The 19,957-nt window shown below is 69.9% G+C and carries 16 protein-coding genes; 9 read left to right on the top strand and 7 right to left on the bottom strand.

Translation table 11 applies throughout. The features are described from left to right. Window positions 1–24 precede the first annotated feature (24 nt). Window positions 25–849, bottom strand: a complete 825-nt coding sequence (locus tag GV790_RS16235; RefSeq protein ID WP_178128007.1) for a class I SAM-dependent methyltransferase — start codon at window positions 847–849, stop codon at window positions 25–27. Between the two features lie 184 nt (window positions 850–1,033). Continuing rightward, a complete protein-coding gene (locus GV790_RS16230; protein ID WP_163814188.1) occupies window positions 1,034–1,909 on the bottom strand; it encodes an NAD(P)-dependent oxidoreductase in 876 nt (291 codons plus the stop codon). Between the two features lie 49 nt (window positions 1,910–1,958). Here GV790_RS16230 and GV790_RS16225 point away from each other — a divergent pair, with 49 nt between their 5' ends. Beyond that, the gene (locus GV790_RS16225; protein ID WP_163814187.1) at window positions 1,959–2,366 is read left to right on the top strand and encodes a MerR family transcriptional regulator; all 408 of its coding nucleotides are present in this window, start codon (window positions 1,959–1,961) and stop codon (window positions 2,364–2,366) included. Window positions 2,367–2,526: 160 nt separating this feature from the next. On the opposite strand, the gene GV790_RS16220 is transcribed toward GV790_RS16225, so the two are convergent. Together GV790_RS16220 and GV790_RS16215 are read right to left on the bottom strand one after the other, a co-directional pair. After that, window positions 2,527–3,153, bottom strand: a complete 627-nt coding sequence (locus tag GV790_RS16220) for a class I SAM-dependent methyltransferase (protein WP_163814186.1) — start codon at window positions 3,151–3,153, stop codon at window positions 2,527–2,529. A 70-nt stretch (window positions 3,154–3,223) separates the two neighbouring features. Continuing rightward, a complete protein-coding gene (locus GV790_RS16215) occupies window positions 3,224–4,234 on the bottom strand; it encodes an NAD(P)/FAD-dependent oxidoreductase (RefSeq protein ID WP_163814185.1) in 1,011 nt (336 codons plus the stop codon). Window positions 4,235–4,464: 230 nt separating this feature from the next. Between GV790_RS16215 and fabG the strand changes: the two genes are divergently transcribed. Together fabG and GV790_RS16205 are read left to right on the top strand one after the other, a co-directional pair. After that, entirely contained in the window at window positions 4,465–5,217 is a 753-nt protein-coding gene (gene fabG / locus GV790_RS16210) for a 3-oxoacyl-ACP reductase FabG (RefSeq protein ID WP_163814184.1), read from the top strand. Window positions 5,218–5,261: 44 nt separating this feature from the next. Continuing rightward, window positions 5,262–5,738 carry a GNAT family N-acetyltransferase gene (locus tag GV790_RS16205; RefSeq protein ID WP_163814183.1) on the top strand — a complete coding sequence of 159 codons (477 nt, stop codon included), beginning with the start codon at window positions 5,262–5,264 and terminating at the stop codon, window positions 5,736–5,738. Between the two features lie 36 nt (window positions 5,739–5,774). Here GV790_RS16205 and pip read toward each other — a convergent pair whose 3' ends face one another. Then, window positions 5,775–6,749: a prolyl aminopeptidase gene (gene pip / locus GV790_RS16200; RefSeq protein WP_280213454.1), complete on the bottom strand. Its 975-nt coding sequence runs from the start codon at window positions 6,747–6,749 to the stop codon at window positions 5,775–5,777. 119 nt (window positions 6,750–6,868) lie between these two features. On the opposite strand from pip, the gene GV790_RS16195 reads away from it, so the two are divergent. From GV790_RS16195 to GV790_RS16170, 6 genes are all read left to right on the top strand, one after another. After that, on the top strand, window positions 6,869–7,267 hold the full coding sequence (locus GV790_RS16195; RefSeq protein WP_163814222.1) for a TOBE domain-containing protein: 399 nt from the start codon (window positions 6,869–6,871) through the stop codon (window positions 7,265–7,267). A gap of 4 nt (window positions 7,268–7,271) precedes the next feature. Further along, on the top strand, window positions 7,272–8,048 hold the full coding sequence (gene modA, locus GV790_RS16190; protein ID WP_280213456.1) for a molybdate ABC transporter substrate-binding protein: 777 nt from the start codon (window positions 7,272–7,274) through the stop codon (window positions 8,046–8,048). Further along, window positions 8,045–8,854 carry a molybdate ABC transporter permease subunit gene (modB, locus tag GV790_RS16185; RefSeq protein WP_163814180.1) on the top strand — a complete coding sequence of 270 codons (810 nt, stop codon included), beginning with the start codon at window positions 8,045–8,047 and terminating at the stop codon, window positions 8,852–8,854. Before modA ends, modB begins: the two co-directional genes overlap by 4 nt. Then, a complete protein-coding gene (locus GV790_RS16180; RefSeq protein ID WP_163814179.1) occupies window positions 8,851–9,900 on the top strand; it encodes an ABC transporter ATP-binding protein in 1,050 nt (349 codons plus the stop codon). Before modB ends, GV790_RS16180 begins: the two co-directional genes overlap by 4 nt. Window positions 9,901–9,974: 74 nt before the next feature. Further along, window positions 9,975–10,583, top strand: a complete 609-nt coding sequence (locus GV790_RS16175; protein ID WP_280213458.1) for a dihydrofolate reductase family protein — start codon at window positions 9,975–9,977, stop codon at window positions 10,581–10,583. Window positions 10,584–10,777: 194 nt separating this feature from the next. Continuing rightward, window positions 10,778–12,010 carry a molybdopterin-binding protein gene (locus GV790_RS16170; protein ID WP_178127986.1) on the top strand — a complete coding sequence of 411 codons (1,233 nt, stop codon included), beginning with the start codon at window positions 10,778–10,780 and terminating at the stop codon, window positions 12,008–12,010. Between the two features lie 75 nt (window positions 12,011–12,085). Here GV790_RS16170 and GV790_RS16165 read toward each other — a convergent pair whose 3' ends face one another. Both GV790_RS16165 and GV790_RS16160 read right to left on the bottom strand, forming a co-directional pair. Beyond that, complete coding sequence (locus tag GV790_RS16165; protein WP_163814177.1) at window positions 12,086–12,514, bottom strand: hypothetical protein; 429 nt, start codon at window positions 12,512–12,514, stop codon at window positions 12,086–12,088. Between the two features lie 91 nt (window positions 12,515–12,605). Beyond that, a complete protein-coding gene (locus GV790_RS16160) occupies window positions 12,606–19,817 on the bottom strand; it encodes an amino acid adenylation domain-containing protein (protein WP_163814176.1) in 7,212 nt (2,403 codons plus the stop codon). Window positions 19,818–19,957: the final 140 nt, after the last annotated feature.

Below are 19,957 nucleotides of genomic sequence, written 5' to 3'. Positions count from 1 at the left end.
GGGTCTCACACCCGCCAGATGAGCTCAGACCCGGCGCGCGACGACGGCGAAGTTCAACGGAATCCGCGGGTGGCCGGGGGCCGTCGTCCAGCCCTCGGCGCAGGGCTCGAGGGCCGGGAACGCCGGCCAGTCCATGTACGGGAGTTCGTGCAGGGCTTCGATTCTCAGGCCCGCCGCGAGCAGCGCGGTGACGACTTCGCTGAGGTCGTGGCGCCATTCGTGGTTGGTGGTGTGGGTGATCAAGCCCTCCGAATCCTCGGTGTAGGTGCCGGAATCTTCATAGGTCAGGACGCCGCCGCCGGTGAGGTAATCGTCGGTGATGGTCCAGGGCTGGAAGTCCATGGCGCCGAGGATCGGGTGGTCGTCGCGGATGAGGAAGACACCGCCCGGTTCGAGCAGGTCATGGATGGAGCGGGCCCAATCGGTGAGATCCGGGAGCCAGACGATGGTTCCGGCGCTGGTGACGATCGTGTCGAAGCGGCGGTCGATCGCCGAGGAGGCGTAGCGGGCGTCGCCTTCGACCCAGGTGATGTCACGGCCGTCGGCGGCCGCGATCCGCGCCGCGTGCCGCAGCGAGTTCGGCGAGAGGTCGAGGCCGTGCACCTCGGCCGCGCCGAGCCGTGCCCACGAGACGGTGTCGGTGCCGATATGGCATTGCAGATGCAGGAGGGATCGCCCGTGGATCCCGGTGTCCGGCAGGTGCGGCTCCAGCACCGACAGATCGTTGCGTACCACCCGGGAGATATCGGTGGGATCGGCCAGGAACGCGTCGACGTCGTACATCCGCGAACGCACGTGGACGTCGGCGCGGTCGTCCCAGTTCGCGCGGTTGGCGGCGATGGCTTCCATCTCGTTCACGGCAGGCCCTTTCGACGGTTCAATCCCCCGGCTGCTCTCGTGCGCCCCGACGAACCTTTGTACTGATGCCCGAAGCCGACCGCCACCGGTTTTCCAGCGGGCACCGCGGACTCGCCGGATCCGCCCGCCGAGATCGCCACCGAGCGTGCGGCTCGCCCGTGTGCGGCGGTGTCCATCAGGCAGCGCCCGGCTCGGCGAATTCTTCGATCAGCACGGCATATTCGTCTCCACCGTGCCCGGCAGCGACCGATCGGTCGGCCATCGACTTGATCAATCTCGGCAGCTCGGCATTGATGCCGGCCGCCTCGCATTCCTCGATCAGATGCGCCATTGTCCGCACGTGGGTGTCGAGCGAGGCCACCTCGGTCGCGAACGAGCCTGCATCGATCTGCTCCGCGTGTCCGGGCAGCCAGCCGGCGACACTCGCGGCCATCTGCTGGGCGAACGGGGCGAAGGTGGCGGCGTCGACGCCGGCGGTGCGGAGCAGGGCCGTGCCCTGGAGCCAGGCGTTGAGGACGCCCCACATCATGGCCAGCCCCGCCACGTCGTACAGCGACGCCAAGCCGTGGTCGCCGCCGAGATAGGTGAGCGTGCCGAGCGCTTCCAGCGTCGAGCGATGCGCTTCGGCATGCGCCTGCACGCCGCTGAGCAGGATCACCGCCTCGTCGGTGCCGATCGCCTGTGGGATGGCCATGATGGCGCCGTCGAGGTAGTGGGCGCCGCGCTGCTCGGCCCAGCGGGCGGCTGCCCTGGCCTGGGCCGAGTCGCCGGAGGTCAGGTTGAGCAGGGTCGTGCCCGCGAGCTCCGCCCCGTCGAGCAGCTCGTAGACCGCCGGATAGTCGCTCACACAGATGATCGTCAGTGATCCGGCGGCGATCGCTTCGGCGGCCGTCGGAGCCTGCCGCGCGCCCTCGGCGACCAGCGGTTCGGCCGTGGCGGGCGTGCGGTTCCAGACGGTGGTCGGATGCCCGGCTTTCAGGAAGGCGCGTGCGAGTGCCCGGCCCATCAGGCCGAGTCCGAGAATGGACACGGATGTTTCGGTGTTGGTCATGGCAGCATGATCAACGTTCATACCGGTCTGAAGGTCAAGTGAGGTGTCGATGCTGATCGGGGAACTGAGCCGCCGCACGGGCGTCAACGCCCACCAGCTGCGCTACTACGAGGCGCAAGGCCTGCTCGAGGCCGACCGCAGCCCCAACGGCTATCGCGACTACCCCGAGGACGCCGTGCTGCGGGTGCGCCAGATCCGGCACCTGCTCGACGCCGGCCTGTCCAGCGACGACATCGCCTACCTGCTGCCCTGCGCCACCGGCGAAGCGCCCGACCTGCCCGGCTGCCCCGAACTGCTCGACGCGATGCGCTCGCGGATGAACCGGCTCGACGACCAGCTGGACAAACTGACCCGCTCCCGCGACGCCCTCGCCGAGTACATCGCGGCCGCCGAACGGACGGGCGGGGACAGTTATCCGCCGTTCGACGGATCCGGTCGCGCGCGCGTCACCGCATGAGCGGGCGGCGCACGACCCACTACCGGCCCACCGAATTCACGACGATGACCCGGCGACCGCTTCAACCGGGTGCGCGACAAGCGATTTCGGCCTGATGGACGCCCCCGCCGCCGGGACCGAGACGAGGCGCGGGCGGCCGTCGCGATGTGGACGGAACCGGTCAGCGACGACGTGCGCGCAACACCGTGTCCTCGAGCGTGACCTCCGAACCATTGGGGCCGATGGTCTGCCGGGAACGGCCTTCGGCTACCTGGACTTCCCACCGGCCGGGGTCCAGGCCCGCGGCGATGTCTTCGGCGGTGACGTGCACGTGTGCCGATGACGAGCCGTGCGCATGGCTGGACAGGTGGTCGCTCGGGGCGTGACCGACGATGAGCAGGGTTCCGCCGGGGGCGACGGCCGTGGCGAGGCGCTCGAACAACTCCTGCGGGGAGCCGGAGGTATGGACGTAGTGAGTGCACACCAGGTCGAATTGCGCAGCGGGAGGCACCCATTCGGTGAGGTCGGCCTGCTGCCAGCTGATGCGGGCGGCGATGTCGGCACCGGCGGCGTCGGCCCGTTCGCGGGCGTGCCGCAGGGCCGCATCGGAGATATCGACGGCCATCACCTGCCAGCCCTGAGCGGCCAGCCACAGTGCTTCGCCGCCCGTCCCGCAGCCGGCGTCGAGCGCCGTGCCCGGCGGTAGGTCACCCACCTCGGCGAGGAGGTGCGGGTTGGGTTCGCGGGCGGCGGAGTGGGCGCCGTGGTAACGCGTCTCCCAGAATTCCTTGCCGAATTCCTCTGTCATGCTGATCCTTTGGTCGCGGTCGTCGATCGGTGCCGGGCGGCGGGTCGCCGGCCCCGCCGCCCGGTCTCGCTTATCCGAGGGCGTGCTCCCCCACCGGCTGCTCGGCGACTCCGGGCTCGGACGCAGCCCTCTCGCGCAGCGCGGCGACCGCCTGCCGGGTCTCCTCCGCCACCAGGTCCGCGTTGATCTGCGCGCCGGCCATGGTCCCCGCGGCACCGGCAGCGCCCACCTGAGCCGACAGGTCGACCACATTGCCCGCTGCCCACACCCCGGGCACGTCGGTGCGGCCCGTCGGATCGGCGGCGATGTGCTCGCCCATGCCCATCGGGTGCTCCACCGGTGTCAGCCCGAGATCGGCCAGGAACCCGGCCCGCGCCACCATGCGCGACCCCACGGCCAGTGCGTCGCGGGCGACGACGGTGCCGTCGGCGAGACGCACACCCACCAGCCGGTCCGCGTCGATCTCCAGTCCTGCGACCGCACCGGTCACCACCCGAATTCCGCGTGCCGCGAGTTCCTCGGCCACCTCACCGGCCGGTTCTGGCGCGGTATGGGTGAAGAAGGTGACGTCGTCGCTCAGCTGCCGGAACAACATCGTCTGGTGCACCGACATCGGGCTGCTCGCCAGCACGCCGATGGCCTGGTCGCGTACCTCCCAGCCGTGGCAGTACGGGCAGTGCAGGACGTCGCGGCCCCAGCGTTCCCGTAGACCGGGAATGTCGGGCAGCACGTCGGTCAGGCCGGTCGCCACCAGCAGGCGGCGGGCGCGGGTCGATCGGCCGTCGGTCAGGGTGACGGCGAATCCGTCACCGTCGCGCGTGGCCGTGGCCACCTCCCCGGTGACGATCCGGCCGCCGTATCCGCGAAGCTCCGCGCGGCCTCGTTCGAGCAGTTCGCCGGGCGGCATCCCCTCGCGGCCGAGCAGGCCGTGCACGCCATCCGCCGGTGCGTTGCGTGGGTCGCCCGCATCGATCACCACGACCGACCGCCTCGACCGCGCCAGCGTCACCGCACCGCTCAGCCCCGCGGCTCCGCCGCCCAGTACCACCACGTCATAGCTGTTTTTCAGCTCATCGGTCACTGTGACCACCTCCGCACACGATGATGCGAACAGTTGCCGATCCTGGCAAGAAAATTTGCCAATGCGGCAAATTTTGGCGGGCGGGAGGGGGGTATCACCCGCGAGCGCGCCAACCGCCAGTCGGCGGGACCAACACTGTCACACCAGGGCGGATTCGACGTGCCGACGCGCGGTGGCCCAGCGGGTGTTAGATGGCTGCGAAGCAGTTACTTCGAGGAAGGACGTCGTTCATGACCGAGAGGGTCGCAGTAGTGTCCGGTGCCGCGCGGGGAATCGGCGCGGCGATCGCCCGACGATTCGCCGCCGACGGCATGAAGGTCGGCGTGCTCGATCTGGACGAGAGCGCCTGCGCCGATACGGTCTCGGCGATCACCGAGGCCGGTGGACAGGCGGTGGCGCTCGGCGCCGATGTGAGCGATGAGGCGTCGGTGGCGGCGGCGGTCGAGCGGCTGGAAGGCGTGCTGGGCGCACCGACGGTGGTGGTCAACAATGCCGGTATCCTGCGCGACAACCTGCTGTTCAAGATGAGCGTCGACGATTGGGACGCGGTCATGAACGTGCACCTGCGTGGAGCGTTCCTGCTGACCAGGGCCGTGCAGAAGTACATGGTGGAGCAGAAGTTCGGCCGCATCATCAACATGTCGAGCACCTCGGCCCTGGGCAACCGCGGCCAGGCCAACTACTCCGCCGCCAAGGCGGGCATGCAGGGCTTCACCAAAACCCTCGCCTTCGAACTCGGCAAGTTCGGTGTCACCGCCAACGCCATCGCCCCCGGATTCATCGTCACCGATATGACCGCCGCCACCGCGGCCCGCGTCGGCGCCTCCTTCGAGGACTTCCAGGCCGCCGCCGCCTCGCAGATCCCCGTGGCCCGCGTCGGCTACCCCGAAGACATCGCCCACACCGCGTCCTTCCTGGCCAGCGAGGGCGCCGGCTTCGTCTCCGGCCAGGTCATCTACGTGGCCGGCGGCCCCAAGGACTGATCAATCCCCTTGCGGGCGAGCGCTATCCGGCGCACGATCGACCGATGATCGTGCGCCGGGTGCCGCCTGCGGAATGGGAAGTGGCGCGGGCCGTTCGCCTGGACGCGCTCGCGGGATCGCCGCCCGGCACGTTCAGTACGACGTTCGCCGAGGCATCGGCGTGGAACGAACAGCGTTGGCGTGAGTGGGCCCGCCCGCGGACGTTGTTCGTGGCCGAAGACGGCGGTGTTCCCATCGGGTCGGCTGCGGGCTTTCGTGCCGACGGGTCCGCCGAGCTGGTGTCGATGTGGGTGAATCCGGTCGCCCGCGGCAGCGGAATCTCCGACCGGCTGGTGCACGCGGTGATCGAGTGGGCGCGCGACGGCGGCCATCCGGAGCTGCGACTGTGGGTGCTCGACGGCAACCACCACGCGGAGAACCTGTACCGGCGTAACGGTTTTCACTACACCGGGCGCCGGCAGCCGTGCGGGCCGGAGGATCCGCGGCCGGAGAACGAGATGGTCCTTCGTCTGGCCACCTAGCGAGTAATGCCCGGGGGCCCAGCTGGATCGCTGTGTTCACCGCGCGAATCGGGCGGCGGCCGACAAGATCGCTTCGCCCATGGCCGGGCTTCCGGTGTGCCCGGAATCGTCGATCACCTGGAGTTCGGCGTCGGGCCAGGCGTTGGCGAGGTCCCAGGCAGTGCGGAGCGGAGCGCTGAGGTCGAGTTTTCCGTGAATGAGGATGCCGGGGATGCCGGTCAGGCGGTGGGCGTCGTGGAGGAGCCGGCCGTCGGGCAGCCAGGCCGCGTGGGCAAAGTAGTGGGCGCAGATGCGGGTGAAGGTGAGCATGGCGGCTTCGGGTTTGGCGCTGTACTGGCCGGGCGAACCGGTGGTTTCGTGGGCGATGACGGCGTCTTCCCAGGCGCACCAGTTGCGGGCGGCGGTCACGCGGACCTGCGGGTCGGGGTGGTCGAACAACCGGCTGTAGGCGGCGACCAGATCGCCGTCACGGTCGCTGGCGGGCACACCCTCGCGGAACCGCTCCCATTCCTGCGGCAGCAGCAGCCCGACGCCCCGGTAGAGCCAGTCGATCTCCGCGCGCCGCGTCATCGTCACACCGACCAGCACGATCTCGGTCACCCGTTCCGGGTACCGCTGGGCATAGGCGAGGCTCAGCGTCGAACCCCACGATCCGCCGAACAGCATCCACTGCTCGATCCCCAGGTGGGTGCGCAATCGCTCCATATCGGCGATCAGATGTTCGGTGGTGTTCACCGCGAGGCGCACTCGCGGATCGGCCGCGTTGGGCAGGCTCCGCCCGCATCCGCGCTGGTCGAAGCGCACGATGCGGTAGATCGCCGGATCGAAGGCGCTCCGACGCGAGCCGCCGCCACCCGCGCCGGGCCCACCGTGCACGACGACCACCGGCTTCCCGCGCGGATTACCACTGGTCTCCCAATACATCCGATTGCCGTCACCGACATCGAGCAGGCCGGACGCGTACGGCTCGAGCACGGGAAAGGCGTGCGGCTGCGACGGCGGTGAATCCACCCAGCGGACGCTAACACGATGTTTCCGCCACCTCACCCGTCCGCACCGGAAACGCGCAGGTTCGATAACGATCATTATGACGCCTTGATTTCCGCAGATGCGGGAATATGCTCCCAATGGTGTCGAATTTGCGGATCAGCGAGGCAGCAGCCCTGCTCGGTGTCAGTGATGACACCGTACGCCGGTGGGTGGACCATGGGCGGTTGCCGTCGATTCAGCTCGACAACGGACGCAAGGGCATCAGCGGGCGCGACCTGGCCGAATTCCTGCGCGCCAGCGCCGAGGCGCCCGAGCCGGGCACCACGGTCGCCGCCTCGGCCCGCAACCGCATGCGCGGCATCGTCACGCGCATCGTCAAGGACACCGTGATGGCGCAGGTGGAGATGCAGGCAGGTCCGTTCCGGCTGGTGTCGCTGGTCAGCCGGGAGTCGGTGGATGAACTCGGCCTCGAGGTGGGCAGCGTGGCCGTCGCCTCGGTGAAATCCACGCATGTCGTCGTCGAGATCCCGGAGAGCTGAACTCGTGCACCGCTATCGTCATGTCGCCGCGCTGTTCGTCGCGAGCACCTTCGCACTCACCGGTTGCGGGGATGGCGGCTCGGCCGCGCCCGGCGATGGTGAAATCAGCGGCAGGGTAACCGTTTTCGCTGCCGCCTCGCTCACCGAGACATTCACCGCGCTGGGTGCGCAGTTCGAGGCCGCGCATCCCGGCGTGGACGTCGTGTTCAGCTTCGGCGCGAGCTCCGAACTCGCCGAGCAGATCCGGCAGGGCGCGCCCGCCGACGTCTTCGCTTCGGCCGCCCCGAAGAACATGCAGCAGGTCGTCGATTCCGGCGACATCACCGGATCGCCGGTGACGTTCGTCCGCAACAGCCTCGAAATAGCGGTTCCCGCAGGAAATCCCGGCGCGATCACCGGTCTGTCCGATTTCGGCCGCGAGGAACCGATCATCGCGCTGTGCGCCGAACAGGTACCGTGCGGGGCGGCGGCCACGAAGGTCTTCGAGTCCGCGCGGATCACTCCGAAACCCGACACCAGGGAACCCGACGTGAAGGCCGTGCTGAGCAAGGTGACGCTCGGCGAGGTCGATGCCGCGCTGGTGTATCGCACCGATGTGCGAGCGGCCGGCGACAAGGTCGACGGCATCGAGTTCGCGGAATCGGCGAGCGCGGTCAACGAGTATCCGATCGCGCCGGTCGCGCACGCGCCGAACGCACCGGCCGCCGCGGCATTCGTCGACTTCATCGGATCCGACGCGGCCCGCCCGGTCTTCGCCGACGCGGGATTCGAGACGCCGTGACCCGGACCGTCGCACGACGGGTGCGGCGACGGCGGCCACCGATCTTGCTGGTGCCCGCCGTGATCGGGCTGCTGTTCCTGGTGGTTCCGCTGGTGGGGCTGGTGCTGCGAGCACCGTGGCGGACCCTGCCGGATCGGCTGTTCAGCGCGGAAATCGCGGAAGCGCTGCGGCTTTCGCTGGTGTGCGCGAGCCTGGCGACGATGATCTGCCTGCTGCTCGGCATCCCGCTGGCCTGGCTGCTCGCACGCGCCGACCTGCCCGGCCGCGGGCTGGTGCGGGCGCTGGTGACGGTGCCGCTGGTTTTGCCGCCGGTGGTGGGCGGTGTGGCACTGCTGCTGGTGTTCGGGCGTCGCGGGCTGATCGGCCAGTACCTGCACGAATGGTTCGGGGTGTCATTGCCGTTCACGACGGCCGGTGTGGTGGTCGCCGAAGCCTTTGTCGCGATGCCGTTCCTGGTGATCTCGGTCGAAGGCGCCTTGCGGGCGGCCGATCCGCGCTACGAGGAAGCCGCCGCCACGCTCGGCGCCTCCCCCTGGTTGAGCTTCCGCCGCGTGACCCTGCCCTCGATCCTGCCCGGTGTGGTGGCCGGTGCGGTGCTCTGTTGGGCGCGCGCACTCGGCGAATTCGGCGCCACCATCACCTTCGCGGGCAACTTCCCCGGCGAAACGACGACCATGCCGCTGGCCGTGTATCTGGCGCTGCAAACCGACCCGGACGCCGCCATCGTGCTGAGCCTGGTGCTGCTGGCGGTCTCGGTCGGAGTGCTCGCGGCGCTGCGGGAGCGGTGGACGCGGGGCATCGGATGACGCTCCAGGCGGATATCCGGATCACCCGCGGCGACTTCGCACTCGGGCTGGCGCTGACGGTGCGGGCCGGCGAGGTGGTGGCATTGCTCGGGCCCAACGGTGCCGGGAAAACGACCGCGCTGCGAGCGTTGGCCGGGCTCACACCGCTCACCGACGGTGCGATCCGGCTCGATGAGCGCCTCTGGGACGCACCGCCGCACACGTTCACGCCGGCCGAGCACCGGCAGGTCGGAGTGGTGTTCCAGGACTACCTGCTCTTCGCGCATCTGAATGCGCTGGACAATGTCGCGTTCGGGCTGCGAGCGCGGGGGATGCGGCGGGCAGCGGCGCGGGCGCGGGCCGGGCACTGGCTGGAGCGAGTGGGGTTGGGCGAGTATTCGCAAACGAAACCGCGCAGCTTGTCCGGCGGTCAGGCGCAGCGGGTGGCGCTGGCGCGGGCGCTGGCCACCGAGCCGAAACTCCTGCTGCTGGACGAGCCGCTGGCCGCGCTGGACGCGAGCACCAGGATCCGGGTGCGCAGCGACCTGGCCCACCATCTCGGCGACTATCCGGGCCACACGGTGCTGGTCACCCACGACCCGCTCGATGCGATGGTGCTCGCCGACCGGCTGGTCATCATGGAGGACGGCGCCGTCGTGCAGGAAGGTGCGCCCGCCGAGGTCGCCCGGCGCCCCCGCTCGGATTACGTCGCCAATCTGGTCGGCCTCAATCTCTTCCGCGGCACCGCGCGCGGCACGGTCGTCGACCTCGACCGCGGCGGCGAGCTGACGATCGCCGAACCGGCAACAGCTGCGGTACATCTGGCCTTCGCGCCGAGCGCCGTCAGCCTGCATCCGGAACGTCCTGCGGGCAGTCCGCGCAATACCTGGCCGGTGACCGTCGCCGGGGTCGAACAGCATGCGCACACGGTCCGGGTCCGGCTCGACGGCACTCCCCCGGCCCTGGCCGACGTCACCGCCGCCACCGTCGCCGAACTGCGCCTGCGCCCGGGAACCGAGCTGTGGGCCGCCCTCAAGGCCACCGAAATCCACACCTATCCGGCATAGGATCGCGCGCCGAGCGATGAGTTTCGCCGGCCCGCCTGGTCGTCACTACCAGGAACCCGACGAGAGGAAGGCCCGTGGACACCGCAATGACCTCGGAGAACACAGCAGCCAGAGCGCTGCCGGACACCGCACCGCAGACCGCGGGCGGGAAGGTGCTCTGGCACTTCAGCATGTCGCTGGACGGATTCGTCGCTGGACCGAACCATTCCATGGACTGGATGCGCGGAACCTCCCGACCCGGCCTCGTCGAGGAGTACGTCGAGACGACCGGCGCCGTGCTGGGCGGCCGCACCGGCTGGGACGCCTACCCCGACCCCACCGCCATCTACGGCGGCGCCTGGCAAGGACCGGTGTTCGTGCTGACCCACCACCCCGAAGACGCCACACCCGCCGCCGGCGTCACCTTCCTGAACTGCGATGTCGCCGAAGCGGTCCGGATCGGACTCGAGGCGGCCGCAGGCAAGAATCTCGAAGTCTTCTCGCCCACGATCGGCGCGCAGCTGCTCGAACGCGGACTCATCGACGAGATCGACCTGCACATCGCGCCGGTGCTGCTCGGGGACGGGATTCGCCTGTTCGACCATCCCGGCGGCACACCCATCCCGCTGGCCCTCGCCAACGGCGACGACCCCGACGCCGAGGTCAACCTCCGCTACCGCCCGATCAGCCCCGAGCTGACCTGAACCGCCACAGCCGCACAGCCGCACAGCCGCACAGCCGCACAGCCGCACAGCCGCACAGCCGGGAGTGTGAGCACAGCGTCATTGCGGGGCAACTGCGCCGAAAATGGCGGGAAATCGGCGGCGGCGAGGATGGCTCGCATGATGTGGGTGAGCTCGGGTCCGAGGCCGGCCGGTGCGCGCGAGGCGGACCGGCGATGAGCGCGCCGACCGCCCGCGCGATGGTGGCGCACACCGGCCAGGCCGGATGCGGCGACACGGCCCGCACGGTCGAGGAGGCGCGGGCGCTGTTGCGTGCCCGGCTGGCTCCGATCGCGAGCACCGAACGCCCGCCGTCCGAGGCCTCCGGAGCGACGCTGGCCGAGCCGCTGACCACCGCGACCGCGCTGCCGCGGGTCGATACCGCCGCCATGGACGGTTACGCGGTCTGCGGGCCGGGACCGTGGGTGCTGCGCGGCGATACCCGGGTCGCGGGCGCCCACGGCGGCCGGGCGCTCGAACCCGGGCAGGCGGTCCGCATCGCGACGGGCGCGCCGACGCCAACCGGCACCACCGCTGTCGTCCGCGATGAATTCGTCTCCACCAGTATGTTGTCCGGCGAGACCCTGCTGGCACGTCTCCCGGAGGCGCCGGTGCGCGACGACACCCGCCGCCGCGGGGAGAACTGGCATCCGGGCGCGCAGTTGGCCGCCGCGGGCACCCGCGTGTCCGCCGCGGTGGTGTCGGCGGCGGCGAGCGCCGAGGTGCCAACCCTCTCCGTCCGTGGGCCGCTGCGGGCGGATGTGCTGATCACCGGCTCCGAGATCCGCGCGCAGGGCCCGTTGGCGCCCGGTCAGACGCGGGATTCGATCGGCCCGGTGCTGCCCACCTATCTGCGGGCCTGCGATATCGAGACCACCCATGTCTGGCGGCTCGACGACTGCCGGGAGCTGCTCGGCTCCTGGTTCGCGCTGCGTTCGGAGGCCGACCTGGTGGTGGTGGTCGGCGCCACCGGCCGGGGCGCGGCCGATCATCTGCGCGCCCTGCTCACCGAGCTGCGCGCCGACATCCTCATCGACGGCCTCGCGATCCGTCCGGGCGGCTCCCAGCTGGTCGCGCTGCTGCCCGACGGCCGCGTGTTGCTCGCACTACCCGGCAACCCGTTCGCCGCGATCGCCGCACTGCTGCTCACCGGCCCCGCCATCGTCGACGCCCGCACCGCCCGCATCCCGGCCGAACCGCTGCGCGGGCGGATGGCCGATTCCTCCGGCACCCACGACACCCTGACCCGCATCGTCCCGGTCTGCCAGCAGCCCGGCGGGGTCTGGCAGGCCACCGGCCCGGTGCACACCCCGCATCTGGCGAGCCTCATCACCGCGCGGGCGCTGGCCCTGCTGCCGCCCCGCTCGGGACGAGGGTCGCTGGTCGAGCTCGTGCCACTTCCCGGCTGAGCGGTCTACCGGCTCATCTCCACGATGCGTGGTGTACAGGAAGTCGTGAACGGCCGCTCCGGGTGCGCACGGCAGTCAACGTGCGCGCCGATACTGATCGACACGACGCAGACCGCGGTATTCGAGTCCCGCGAAGCACGCCACAACCACCGCACCGGCGAGCAGAAAACTCACCCCCGCGGCAGTCAGATCGATCAGCCCGGAGAACGCGAGCCCCGTCATCGCGACCGCCGACGCGCCGTTCACCGCCACCACCGTCGCCGCGTGCCGTGCCGAGATCACCGGATATCCGGCTATCAGCAACAGCGCGAGCCCACCGCCGACCATCGCCACTCCGAACGGGATCGACCAGCCCGTCGGCAAGCCGAGCGGATCCCGCAGCGGCACCGCGCCTGCCAGCAAGAACAGCCCGAAAACTCCGGTTCCCCATCCGTCCGCTCGTAACGCGAAGCGCAGCGGCTCTGCCGCGACGCGTTCGGCATCCTCTCGCAGCGCAGTGCTCATGATCGCCCTCTCTCTCGGTCCGGGCACCACTGTGCGGGCCGCGGGGTCATGGGCTCAATAACCTCTGAGGTCATGGCCGGCCGGTACGCCGTCACACGTCGAGCATGCCCTCGCTGAACTCCCGGTCCAGGTCCGGATCGGCCGACGACACCGCCGCGTCCAGTTGCATGCCGACCTCGGCCACATGCGGTTCGGTCATCATGTGCAGGTGATCGCCCGGCACCGCCACCACCTCGAATCGGCGGCCGGCGTACTGTTCCCAGCCGTTGTTCTCGCTGTCGAACATCGTGCCGATGGTCTGGTGGGCGATGTCGAAGCCGCGCGGGATGCCGTCGGTGGCCCGTAGCAGCGTGATATCGCGGTCGAAGACCGACAGCTGGTAGGTGATCAGCGCGGTGTAGTTGGCGTGGAACACCTCGTACAACCGTCGAATCGATTGCGCCGGACTGCCTTCGGGCAGGATCCCGGAGCGGATGGCCTCGGCGAGCATGGCGTCGAACAGTTCCGCCGAATCGTGCACATCCGGTTCGAACTCGCCGAGCGCGGTCTCATTGCCGCGGGCATACCAGAGCAGTTCGAGGAAGAACCAGCGGATCAGTTTCTCCTCGGGGATGGGTTCGCGGGACTGCTGCCGCAGCGCCATCGTGTCGAGCAGGGTCACGCTGGCCACTTCGTGCTCGGGCAGCTTGCGCCCCATTTCCAGTGCGACATAACCACCGAACGACCAGCCCGCCAGATGGTACGGACCCTCAGGATGCACTCGGCGGATCGCCGCGATGTAGGAATCGGCCATCGCAGCGACCGAGTTCAGCGGCGTGCTGCCGGTATCGGCGCCGGCCGCTTGCAACCCGTACACCGGACGATCCGGATCCAGATACTTGGCGACAGCGAGGTAGCACAGCACGTTGCCGCCGATCGGATGCACCAGGAACAGCGGCGGTTTGGTGCCTTCGGGCTGGATCGGCACCAGCGGATCGAAGCTCGGCCGGGTGTCACCCGCGCGGATCAGCTCGGCCAGCCCGGCCGCGGTCGGCGCGGCCACGAACGCGCTCATCGGCAGCTCGACGCCCCAGCGGCGCGACAGCCCCATCACCACGCGCATGGCGCCGATGGAGGTGCCACCCATGGCGTAGAAGTCGTCATCGGGACCGATGGACGGCAGGCCGGCGTATTCGGCGAGCAGTTCCATGGCCGAGCGCTCGATATCGTCGACCGGCTCCCGATGCTGTTGCGCCTGTTCGGTGGTGCTCGTCACCGGCAGGGCGAGCAGTGCCCGGTCGTCACGTTTGCCGCTGGGTGTGCGCGGCATCGACTCCACCCACTGCCACCGCGACGGCACCATATGCGCGGGCAGCACCGACCGCAGTTCGGCTCGCAGCGCGGTGAGATCGGTGGACTCGGCATCGCCGGCCAGGAACGCCACCAGCGCACCATCGATCCCGCCGAACCCGCGCGCCACCACGGCGGCCTCGCTGATCCCGGGGAACTGTTCGGCCAGGCCTAGGATGGTGAGCTCGACCTCGGCCGGCTCCACCCGGTAGCCACGAATCTTCACCTGACTGTCGCTGCGGCCGAGGCAGACGATATCGCCCGAGGGCAGCCGCACACCGAGATCACCGGTGCGGTAGCGGATCTCACCGCCCGGGGCGGCGACGAACCGTTGCGCGGTCAAACCGGGCATGGCTTCGTAGCCGCGTGCCAGCGAGCGACCGCCGAGGTAGATCTCGCCGATCACGCCGTCGGGCACCACCCGCAGCTGCCGGTCCAGGATCTCGGCGGTATCGCCGTCGACGGCGCGGCCGATGGGCGGCAGCACCGGGAACGAGCTCTCCGGGCCGGTGAGGGTGTAGGTGGTCGCCACATGGGTTTCGGTGGGGCCGTACTGGTTTTCCAGCAGCAGACCGGGCACCGCCGCGCACAGCGCGCGGATCTCGTCGGTGATGCGCAACTGCTCACCCGAGGACGCCAGCACCTTCAACCCGGTCGGGTAGATCTGGCGCACCGACGCCGCCTCGGCGAACGCCTGCAACGCCACATACGGCAGGAACACCCGCTCGATCTGCTCATCGGCCACCGTGCTCAGCAGTTCGTCCATATCGGCACGCAGGTCGCGTTCGCTGACCCGCAGCGTCGAACCCGCCGCCAGGGTGGTGAAGATTTCCTGGAACGCGACGTCGAAGCTCAGCGGCGCCGCTTGCAGCGTGCTCGCGAGTCCGCTACCCGACTCCGCGCGCAGCTGCCAGTCGACCAGCGCGGTCAGGCCGCGATGCGGCATCGCCACGCCCTTGGGTTCGCCGGTCGAGCCGGAGGTGAACAGCACGTAGGCCGTGGTTTCCGGATGCACCGGCCCGAAACGCGGTGCCGCCGGGTCCGACGGACCGGCCGGGGCGGTGAGTTCAGCGGTATCGAGCACCAGCGCCGGATCGTCGACCAGGTCGAGGTGTCCGGCGTCGACAACCACGCGGTGCGGGCGGGCCCGCTCGATCATCAGGTTCAGCCGCGCCCTCGGATAACGCACGTCCAGCGGGACGCTCGCCGCGCCGATCCGGGCCACCGCCAGCACCAGCGCCACCAGCTCCGGGGTGCTGCGGCCGATGATGGCCACCTTCGACCCGGTGCGCACACCGTGCGCGAGCAGCCGGGCCGCGATGACGTCGCTGCGGGTCACCAGCTCGTCATAGGTCCAGGCGCAGTCGTCGGCGGCGACGGCGATATCGGACGGTCGCACGGCTGCGACCTCGGCGACCAGCGCACCGACGTCACGACTCGACACCCACTCGGCCCCCGGATCGATCGGGGCGTCCGGGTTGTCCACCAGAGCCGTCAACATCCGCAGCTCGGCGCGCGCGAACATCTCGCACTGCTCGGCGCCGACCGCGCCGTCACCGTCGACGCGCAACCACATCCGGCCGTCGCGTGGATCGGTGGCCGCGGTCACCAGCAGCTGGAAGTTGGTTTCCTCGCGAATGTCGATGTCGTCGAGCTCCACCCGGTCCGCGCCGAGAACGGCCTGGAATTGGTGGTAGTTGACGTAGTTGAACGCCGTCTCGAACACCGGTCCGCCGTGATCGGCCATGATCGAACGCAGCGGGTAGCGCCGATGCGGGTAGGCGGCGCGGTCGCGGCGCACCACCTGGTCGACGGCGTCGCGCCAGGTGGTCACGGTGGCGTCCAGCCGCATCGGCAGCGTGTTGAGGAACAGCCCGGCCAGGCTTTCGGCGCCCGCACGGTCGGGGCGGCCGTGGCTGATGACGCCGGTGGTCACATCGGCGCGCCCGGACAGCAGCCGCAGCGTCAGCAGATGCGCGGCCAGATACACCGCCTTCTCCGGGACCTGATGTCGCGCCGCGAAATCGGCGATCCGGGCACTGAGCCGCTGCGGTACCAACGCCCGCGCCTTCGCGGGGCCGGCGGATTGCGGCTGATGGGCCGCCAAGGCCGTCAGCGCGGTCGCCTCGGCACCGGCGAGTACTTCGCGCCAGTACGCCCGCGACGAAACACGTTGTGTGGCAGTGAGTTCGGCCTGCGCGTATTCGGCGAGCGCCGCCGCCGGGTGGGCGGTGTCGTCGATGCCGGTTTCCAGCACGCCCAGCGCGTGCAGGTAGTCGCGCAGCAGCTCGAGCACCGAGGTCGCCACGCTCCAGCCGTCGAGGATGGCGTGGTGGAAGCTGAGCACCAGATCGACCGCCGCGGTGCCGGAGGATGTTTCGGGAGCACGCAGGAAGGCGCGCAGGGCGTGCAGCGGTGCCCGGTCGATGGCGTAGGCCGCGTGCCTGCGCTGCTGGATGTAGTCCTCGACCCGGCGCTCGGCTTCGGTCTCGGCGATGCCGGTCAGGTCCACGACCTCGTAATCTGCGGTGATCTCCGGATGCACGATCTGCAACGGCACCGAGAACTTCGTCAGCTCGAACGACGACCGCAGCGCGGGCTGGCGCCGCAGCAGCCGGTCGAAGGCGGTGCGGAATTGCCGTTCCTGCCACGGAATCCGCAGCCGATAGCGGAACACATCCTTGTAGGTCACCGAATCGGCGCGTTCCAGGCTGTGGAACAGCATGCCCAGCTGCAGGGCGGTGGCCGGGAAGGCGTCTTCGGCGCGGTGCAGTGCGGCATGATCGACCAGCGGCACCGTCGCCAGCCGTGCGGTGACCGGCTCCGGCGCCTGCTCGGCGCTGTCGGCGATCACCTCGGCCAGTTCGGCGATCGTGGGGCGCTGGTAGAAGGTGTCGACATCGAAGCGGATACCGGCGCGTTCAGCGGCCGTGCGCACCGACAGCGCGAGGATCGAGTCGCCGCCGTGGGTGAAGAAGTTGTCGTGCACGCCGATCGTGTCGACGCCCAGGACCGCCGACCACACCCGCACCAGCGCGGCCTCCACGTCGTTGCGCGGCTCACCCGAACCTGCGGCCGCCTCGGCAGGCTGCTGTTCGGCCGCGGCCTGCGCCAGTGCCCGGCGATCGAGTTTGCCGTTGCGGGTGACCGGGATCCGATCCACCCGCACCAGCCGGCTCGGCACCATGTATTTGGGTAGCCGCTCACCGAGCTCGGCGGCCAATCGGTCGCGCGCGGGCTCGGCCTCGGACTCGCCGACGTAATAGCCGACCAGGTACACCCCCTGCGCCGGTGACTTCTCGTCGACGACGGCCGCCGCGCGCACCCCGGCGCAGTCGAGCATCGCGTTCTGCACCTCGCCGAGGGTGACGCGGTTGCCGCGCACCTTCACCTGGTCGTCGAAGCGGCCCAGGTAATCGATCTGGCCGTCGGGCAGCCAGCGCACCAGGTCGCCGGTGCGGTAGCGGCGACGGCCCGCGACCGTGCGGTCGTGCACGAACGCCGCGGCGGTGAGGTCGTCGCGGCCGCGGTAGCCGCGCGCCACACCGACACCGGCGATATTCAGCTCACCGGGCACACCGGGCGGCAACCTGCGGCCGTGTTCGTCGAGCACCAGCAGGTCGATGTTCTCGATGGGACGGCCGATGGGCACCACGTCGAGCGCTTCGCCGTCGGGGCAGTCGAAGTAGGAGACGTCGACCGTCGCCTCCGTCGGCCCGTACAGATTCACCAGCTGCGGGGCCGTCACTCCGGCGGCGGCGAACACCGCCTGGAAACGGCGCACCAGCGCGGGCGGCAGCGCCTCGCCACTGCAGAACACCCGCCGCAGCGAGGCGATCCGCGCGACGGCGGCGTGATCGCTGTCGAGCTCGTCGACGAAGGCCGCGAGCATCGACGGCACGAAATGCAGCACCGTCACCGCGTCCTTCTCGATGGCGGCGATGATGCGGCGCGGATCGCGCTCCCCGCCGGCCTCGAGCAACGCCACCCGCGCGCCGGTGATCGACCACCAGAACAGCTCCCACACCGACACGTCGAAGGTGGCCGGCGTCTTCTGCAGGATGACGTCGGCAGCGCCCAGCGGGTAGCGCCGCTGCATCCAGGTCAACCGGTTGACCACCGAGCGGTGCTCGATCATCACGCCCTTGGGCTTGCCGGTCGAACCGGAGGTGTAGATGAGATAGGCGAGATCGGCCGGATGCGAACGGTTTTCGACGCTCACCGGATGCACCTCCCCCGGCTCGACCCGGACCACACCCAGCCGGTCGAAAACCTCCTGATGTTCGGGTCCGGCCACCACGAACCGCGCACCGCAATCGGCCAGCACGGTCTCGATGCGGGTGGCCGGGAACTCCGGATCCAGCGGCACATAGGCGCAGCCGGCCCGCAGGATGCCGTACATGGCGATCAGCATCCGCGGCGAGCGCGACAGGATCACCGGCACGCATTCGTTGCCGGTAGCGCCCAGTTCGAGCAGCTGATCGGCGAAGACATCGGCGCGCTCGGACAATTCGGCGTAGCCGAGGCGCTCGCCGTCGGCAGCGATGATCGCGATACGCGCCGGGTGCGCCGCGGCCTGTTCGGCGAAGAGCCGGTCCAGCGTGGTGTACGGGAAGTCGGTGCGCGGACCGGCCTCGAACTCCGCGACCCGCTGCGCCGTCGCCGGCGACAGCAGCGGCAACGCCGATACCGGCTGCTCCGGGTCGGTGAGCGAGGCCTCGATCATGGTGGCGACGCTGTCGAGGGCGCTGCCGATCGGGTAGGTGTCGTCGAAGACATCCAGGTCGTAGATCAACTGCACGCTCAGCGAACCGTCACGCTGATGTTCGATGGCGACGATATTGAGCGCCTGTAGGCAGGATCCGGCATTGGGCAGCCGCAGCCGCGCCATGATCTGATCCAGATGGTCCGAGGCGGGCAACCGCATATACGAGTACGACACGTCGAACAGCGGTGGCGCGGACGGGTCTTCGGCGAGCGCGCGCATGAGATCGCCGTAGGCGAAGCGCTGATGCTTCTTCAACGCCTTGATCTGAGCGGCGACATCGGCGGCCACCTCGGCCAGCGTCCGCCGCTCGCCGACGCGCACCCGCACCGGCAGCATATTGGTGACATGTCCGCCCGCTGCCAACGCGACGGGTGTGTCGCGGTTGAGCATCGGCACGCCGAGCATCACCTCATCGGTGCGGTGCACCGCGCACAGGTAAGCGCCCAGCGCGGCCGCGGTGTAGGCGAACGGCGAGGTGCCGGTGCCGCGCAGCCGATCCAGATAGGCCTTGTCCAAGCGCACCACCCGATGCCCGCGCGCGGCCGTCGGCGCGGACGTGCGGGTGAACAGTGCCGGAACAGCGTCACCGACGTGGTCGAGCAGCGCCTCGCGGTCGGCATTCCAGTCCGCGGAGAACCGGTACTGCTGCTCGGCGGTGAGCAACTCGCGATAGGAGGGCAGCGGCTCCGGCTCGGCGCTGTCGGGGCTCAGGAAGTCGTGGATCAGATGCGCCAGCAGCATGTTCAACGCCCAGCCGTCGGCATTGGCGTGCTGCACCCGGATGAAGATGTGGAAATCGGCCGGATCGTCGACCAATACCGCTACCGCCAGATTGGACGGCCCTTCGATGGGCTGGGCCGACATCCGGCGAATCCAGTCCGCGCACGCCTGCGCCGGATCGGGTTCAGCGGTGAAATCGACGTGCTCGAGCACGGGTTCGACCTCGGAAACCCACTGCCGGAACTCCCCGTCGACGAGTTCGAAACGCAGGCGCAGCGCATCGTTGCGGCGCACCGCGCGATGCAGCACCTCCCGCATCCGCGCCACATCCAGCGGCCGGTCCACATCGCCCTTGACGGCCAACTGGGACACCGGTTCCGGTGCGAACCGGAAGGCGGCGGACAGCACGTCGCGCTGATAGGCGGTGACCGGCCAGCGGGCTAGGCCGGGCTCCTCCGCGTCCGCCGGTGTCGTCTCGGAATTCACGGTAGCTCCTCGTGCGGCCAGGTTCGGACCCGCTGCCGGCGTCGGCGGGTCACGGCGCTGTGATCACGCGGGGACGCCAGAGCAGTCGTCCGTATCGATCGAAGGTTGTGGCGATGACGGCCCGGGGACTGCCGGGCCGC

The organism is Nocardia cyriacigeorgica (assembly GCF_010858045.1).
Lineage (GTDB): Bacteria > Actinomycetota > Actinomycetes > Mycobacteriales > Mycobacteriaceae > Nocardia > Nocardia cyriacigeorgica_E.
Note: the sequence above shows the minus strand (reverse complement) of the source record. Positions and strands in the feature narration are given on the sequence as shown.

Bases quoted from the DNA above. Each gene is read 5' to 3' on its own strand.
- GV790_RS16220 (WP_163814186.1), bottom strand. From the start codon at position 3,153: ATGACAGAGGAATTCGGCAAGGAATTCTGGGAGACGCGTTACCACGGC.
- GV790_RS16225 (WP_163814187.1), top strand. From the start codon at position 1,959: ATGCTGATCGGGGAACTGAGCCGCCGCACGGGCGTCAACGCCCACCAG.
- GV790_RS16170 (WP_178127986.1), top strand. From the start codon at position 10,778: ATGAGCGCGCCGACCGCCCGCGCGATGGTGGCGCACACCGGCCAGGCC.
- GV790_RS16230 (WP_163814188.1), bottom strand. From the start codon at position 1,909: ATGACCAACACCGAAACATCCGTGTCCATTCTCGGACTCGGCCTGATG.
- GV790_RS16180 (WP_163814179.1), top strand. From the start codon at position 8,851: ATGACGCTCCAGGCGGATATCCGGATCACCCGCGGCGACTTCGCACTC.
- GV790_RS16235 (WP_178128007.1), bottom strand. From the start codon at position 849: ATGGAAGCCATCGCCGCCAACCGCGCGAACTGGGACGACCGCGCCGAC.
- GV790_RS16165 (WP_163814177.1), bottom strand. From the start codon at position 12,514: ATGAGCACTGCGCTGCGAGAGGATGCCGAACGCGTCGCGGCAGAGCCG.
- fabG (WP_163814184.1), top strand. From the start codon at position 4,465: ATGACCGAGAGGGTCGCAGTAGTGTCCGGTGCCGCGCGGGGAATCGGC.
- GV790_RS16205 (WP_163814183.1), top strand. From the start codon at position 5,262: ATGATCGTGCGCCGGGTGCCGCCTGCGGAATGGGAAGTGGCGCGGGCC.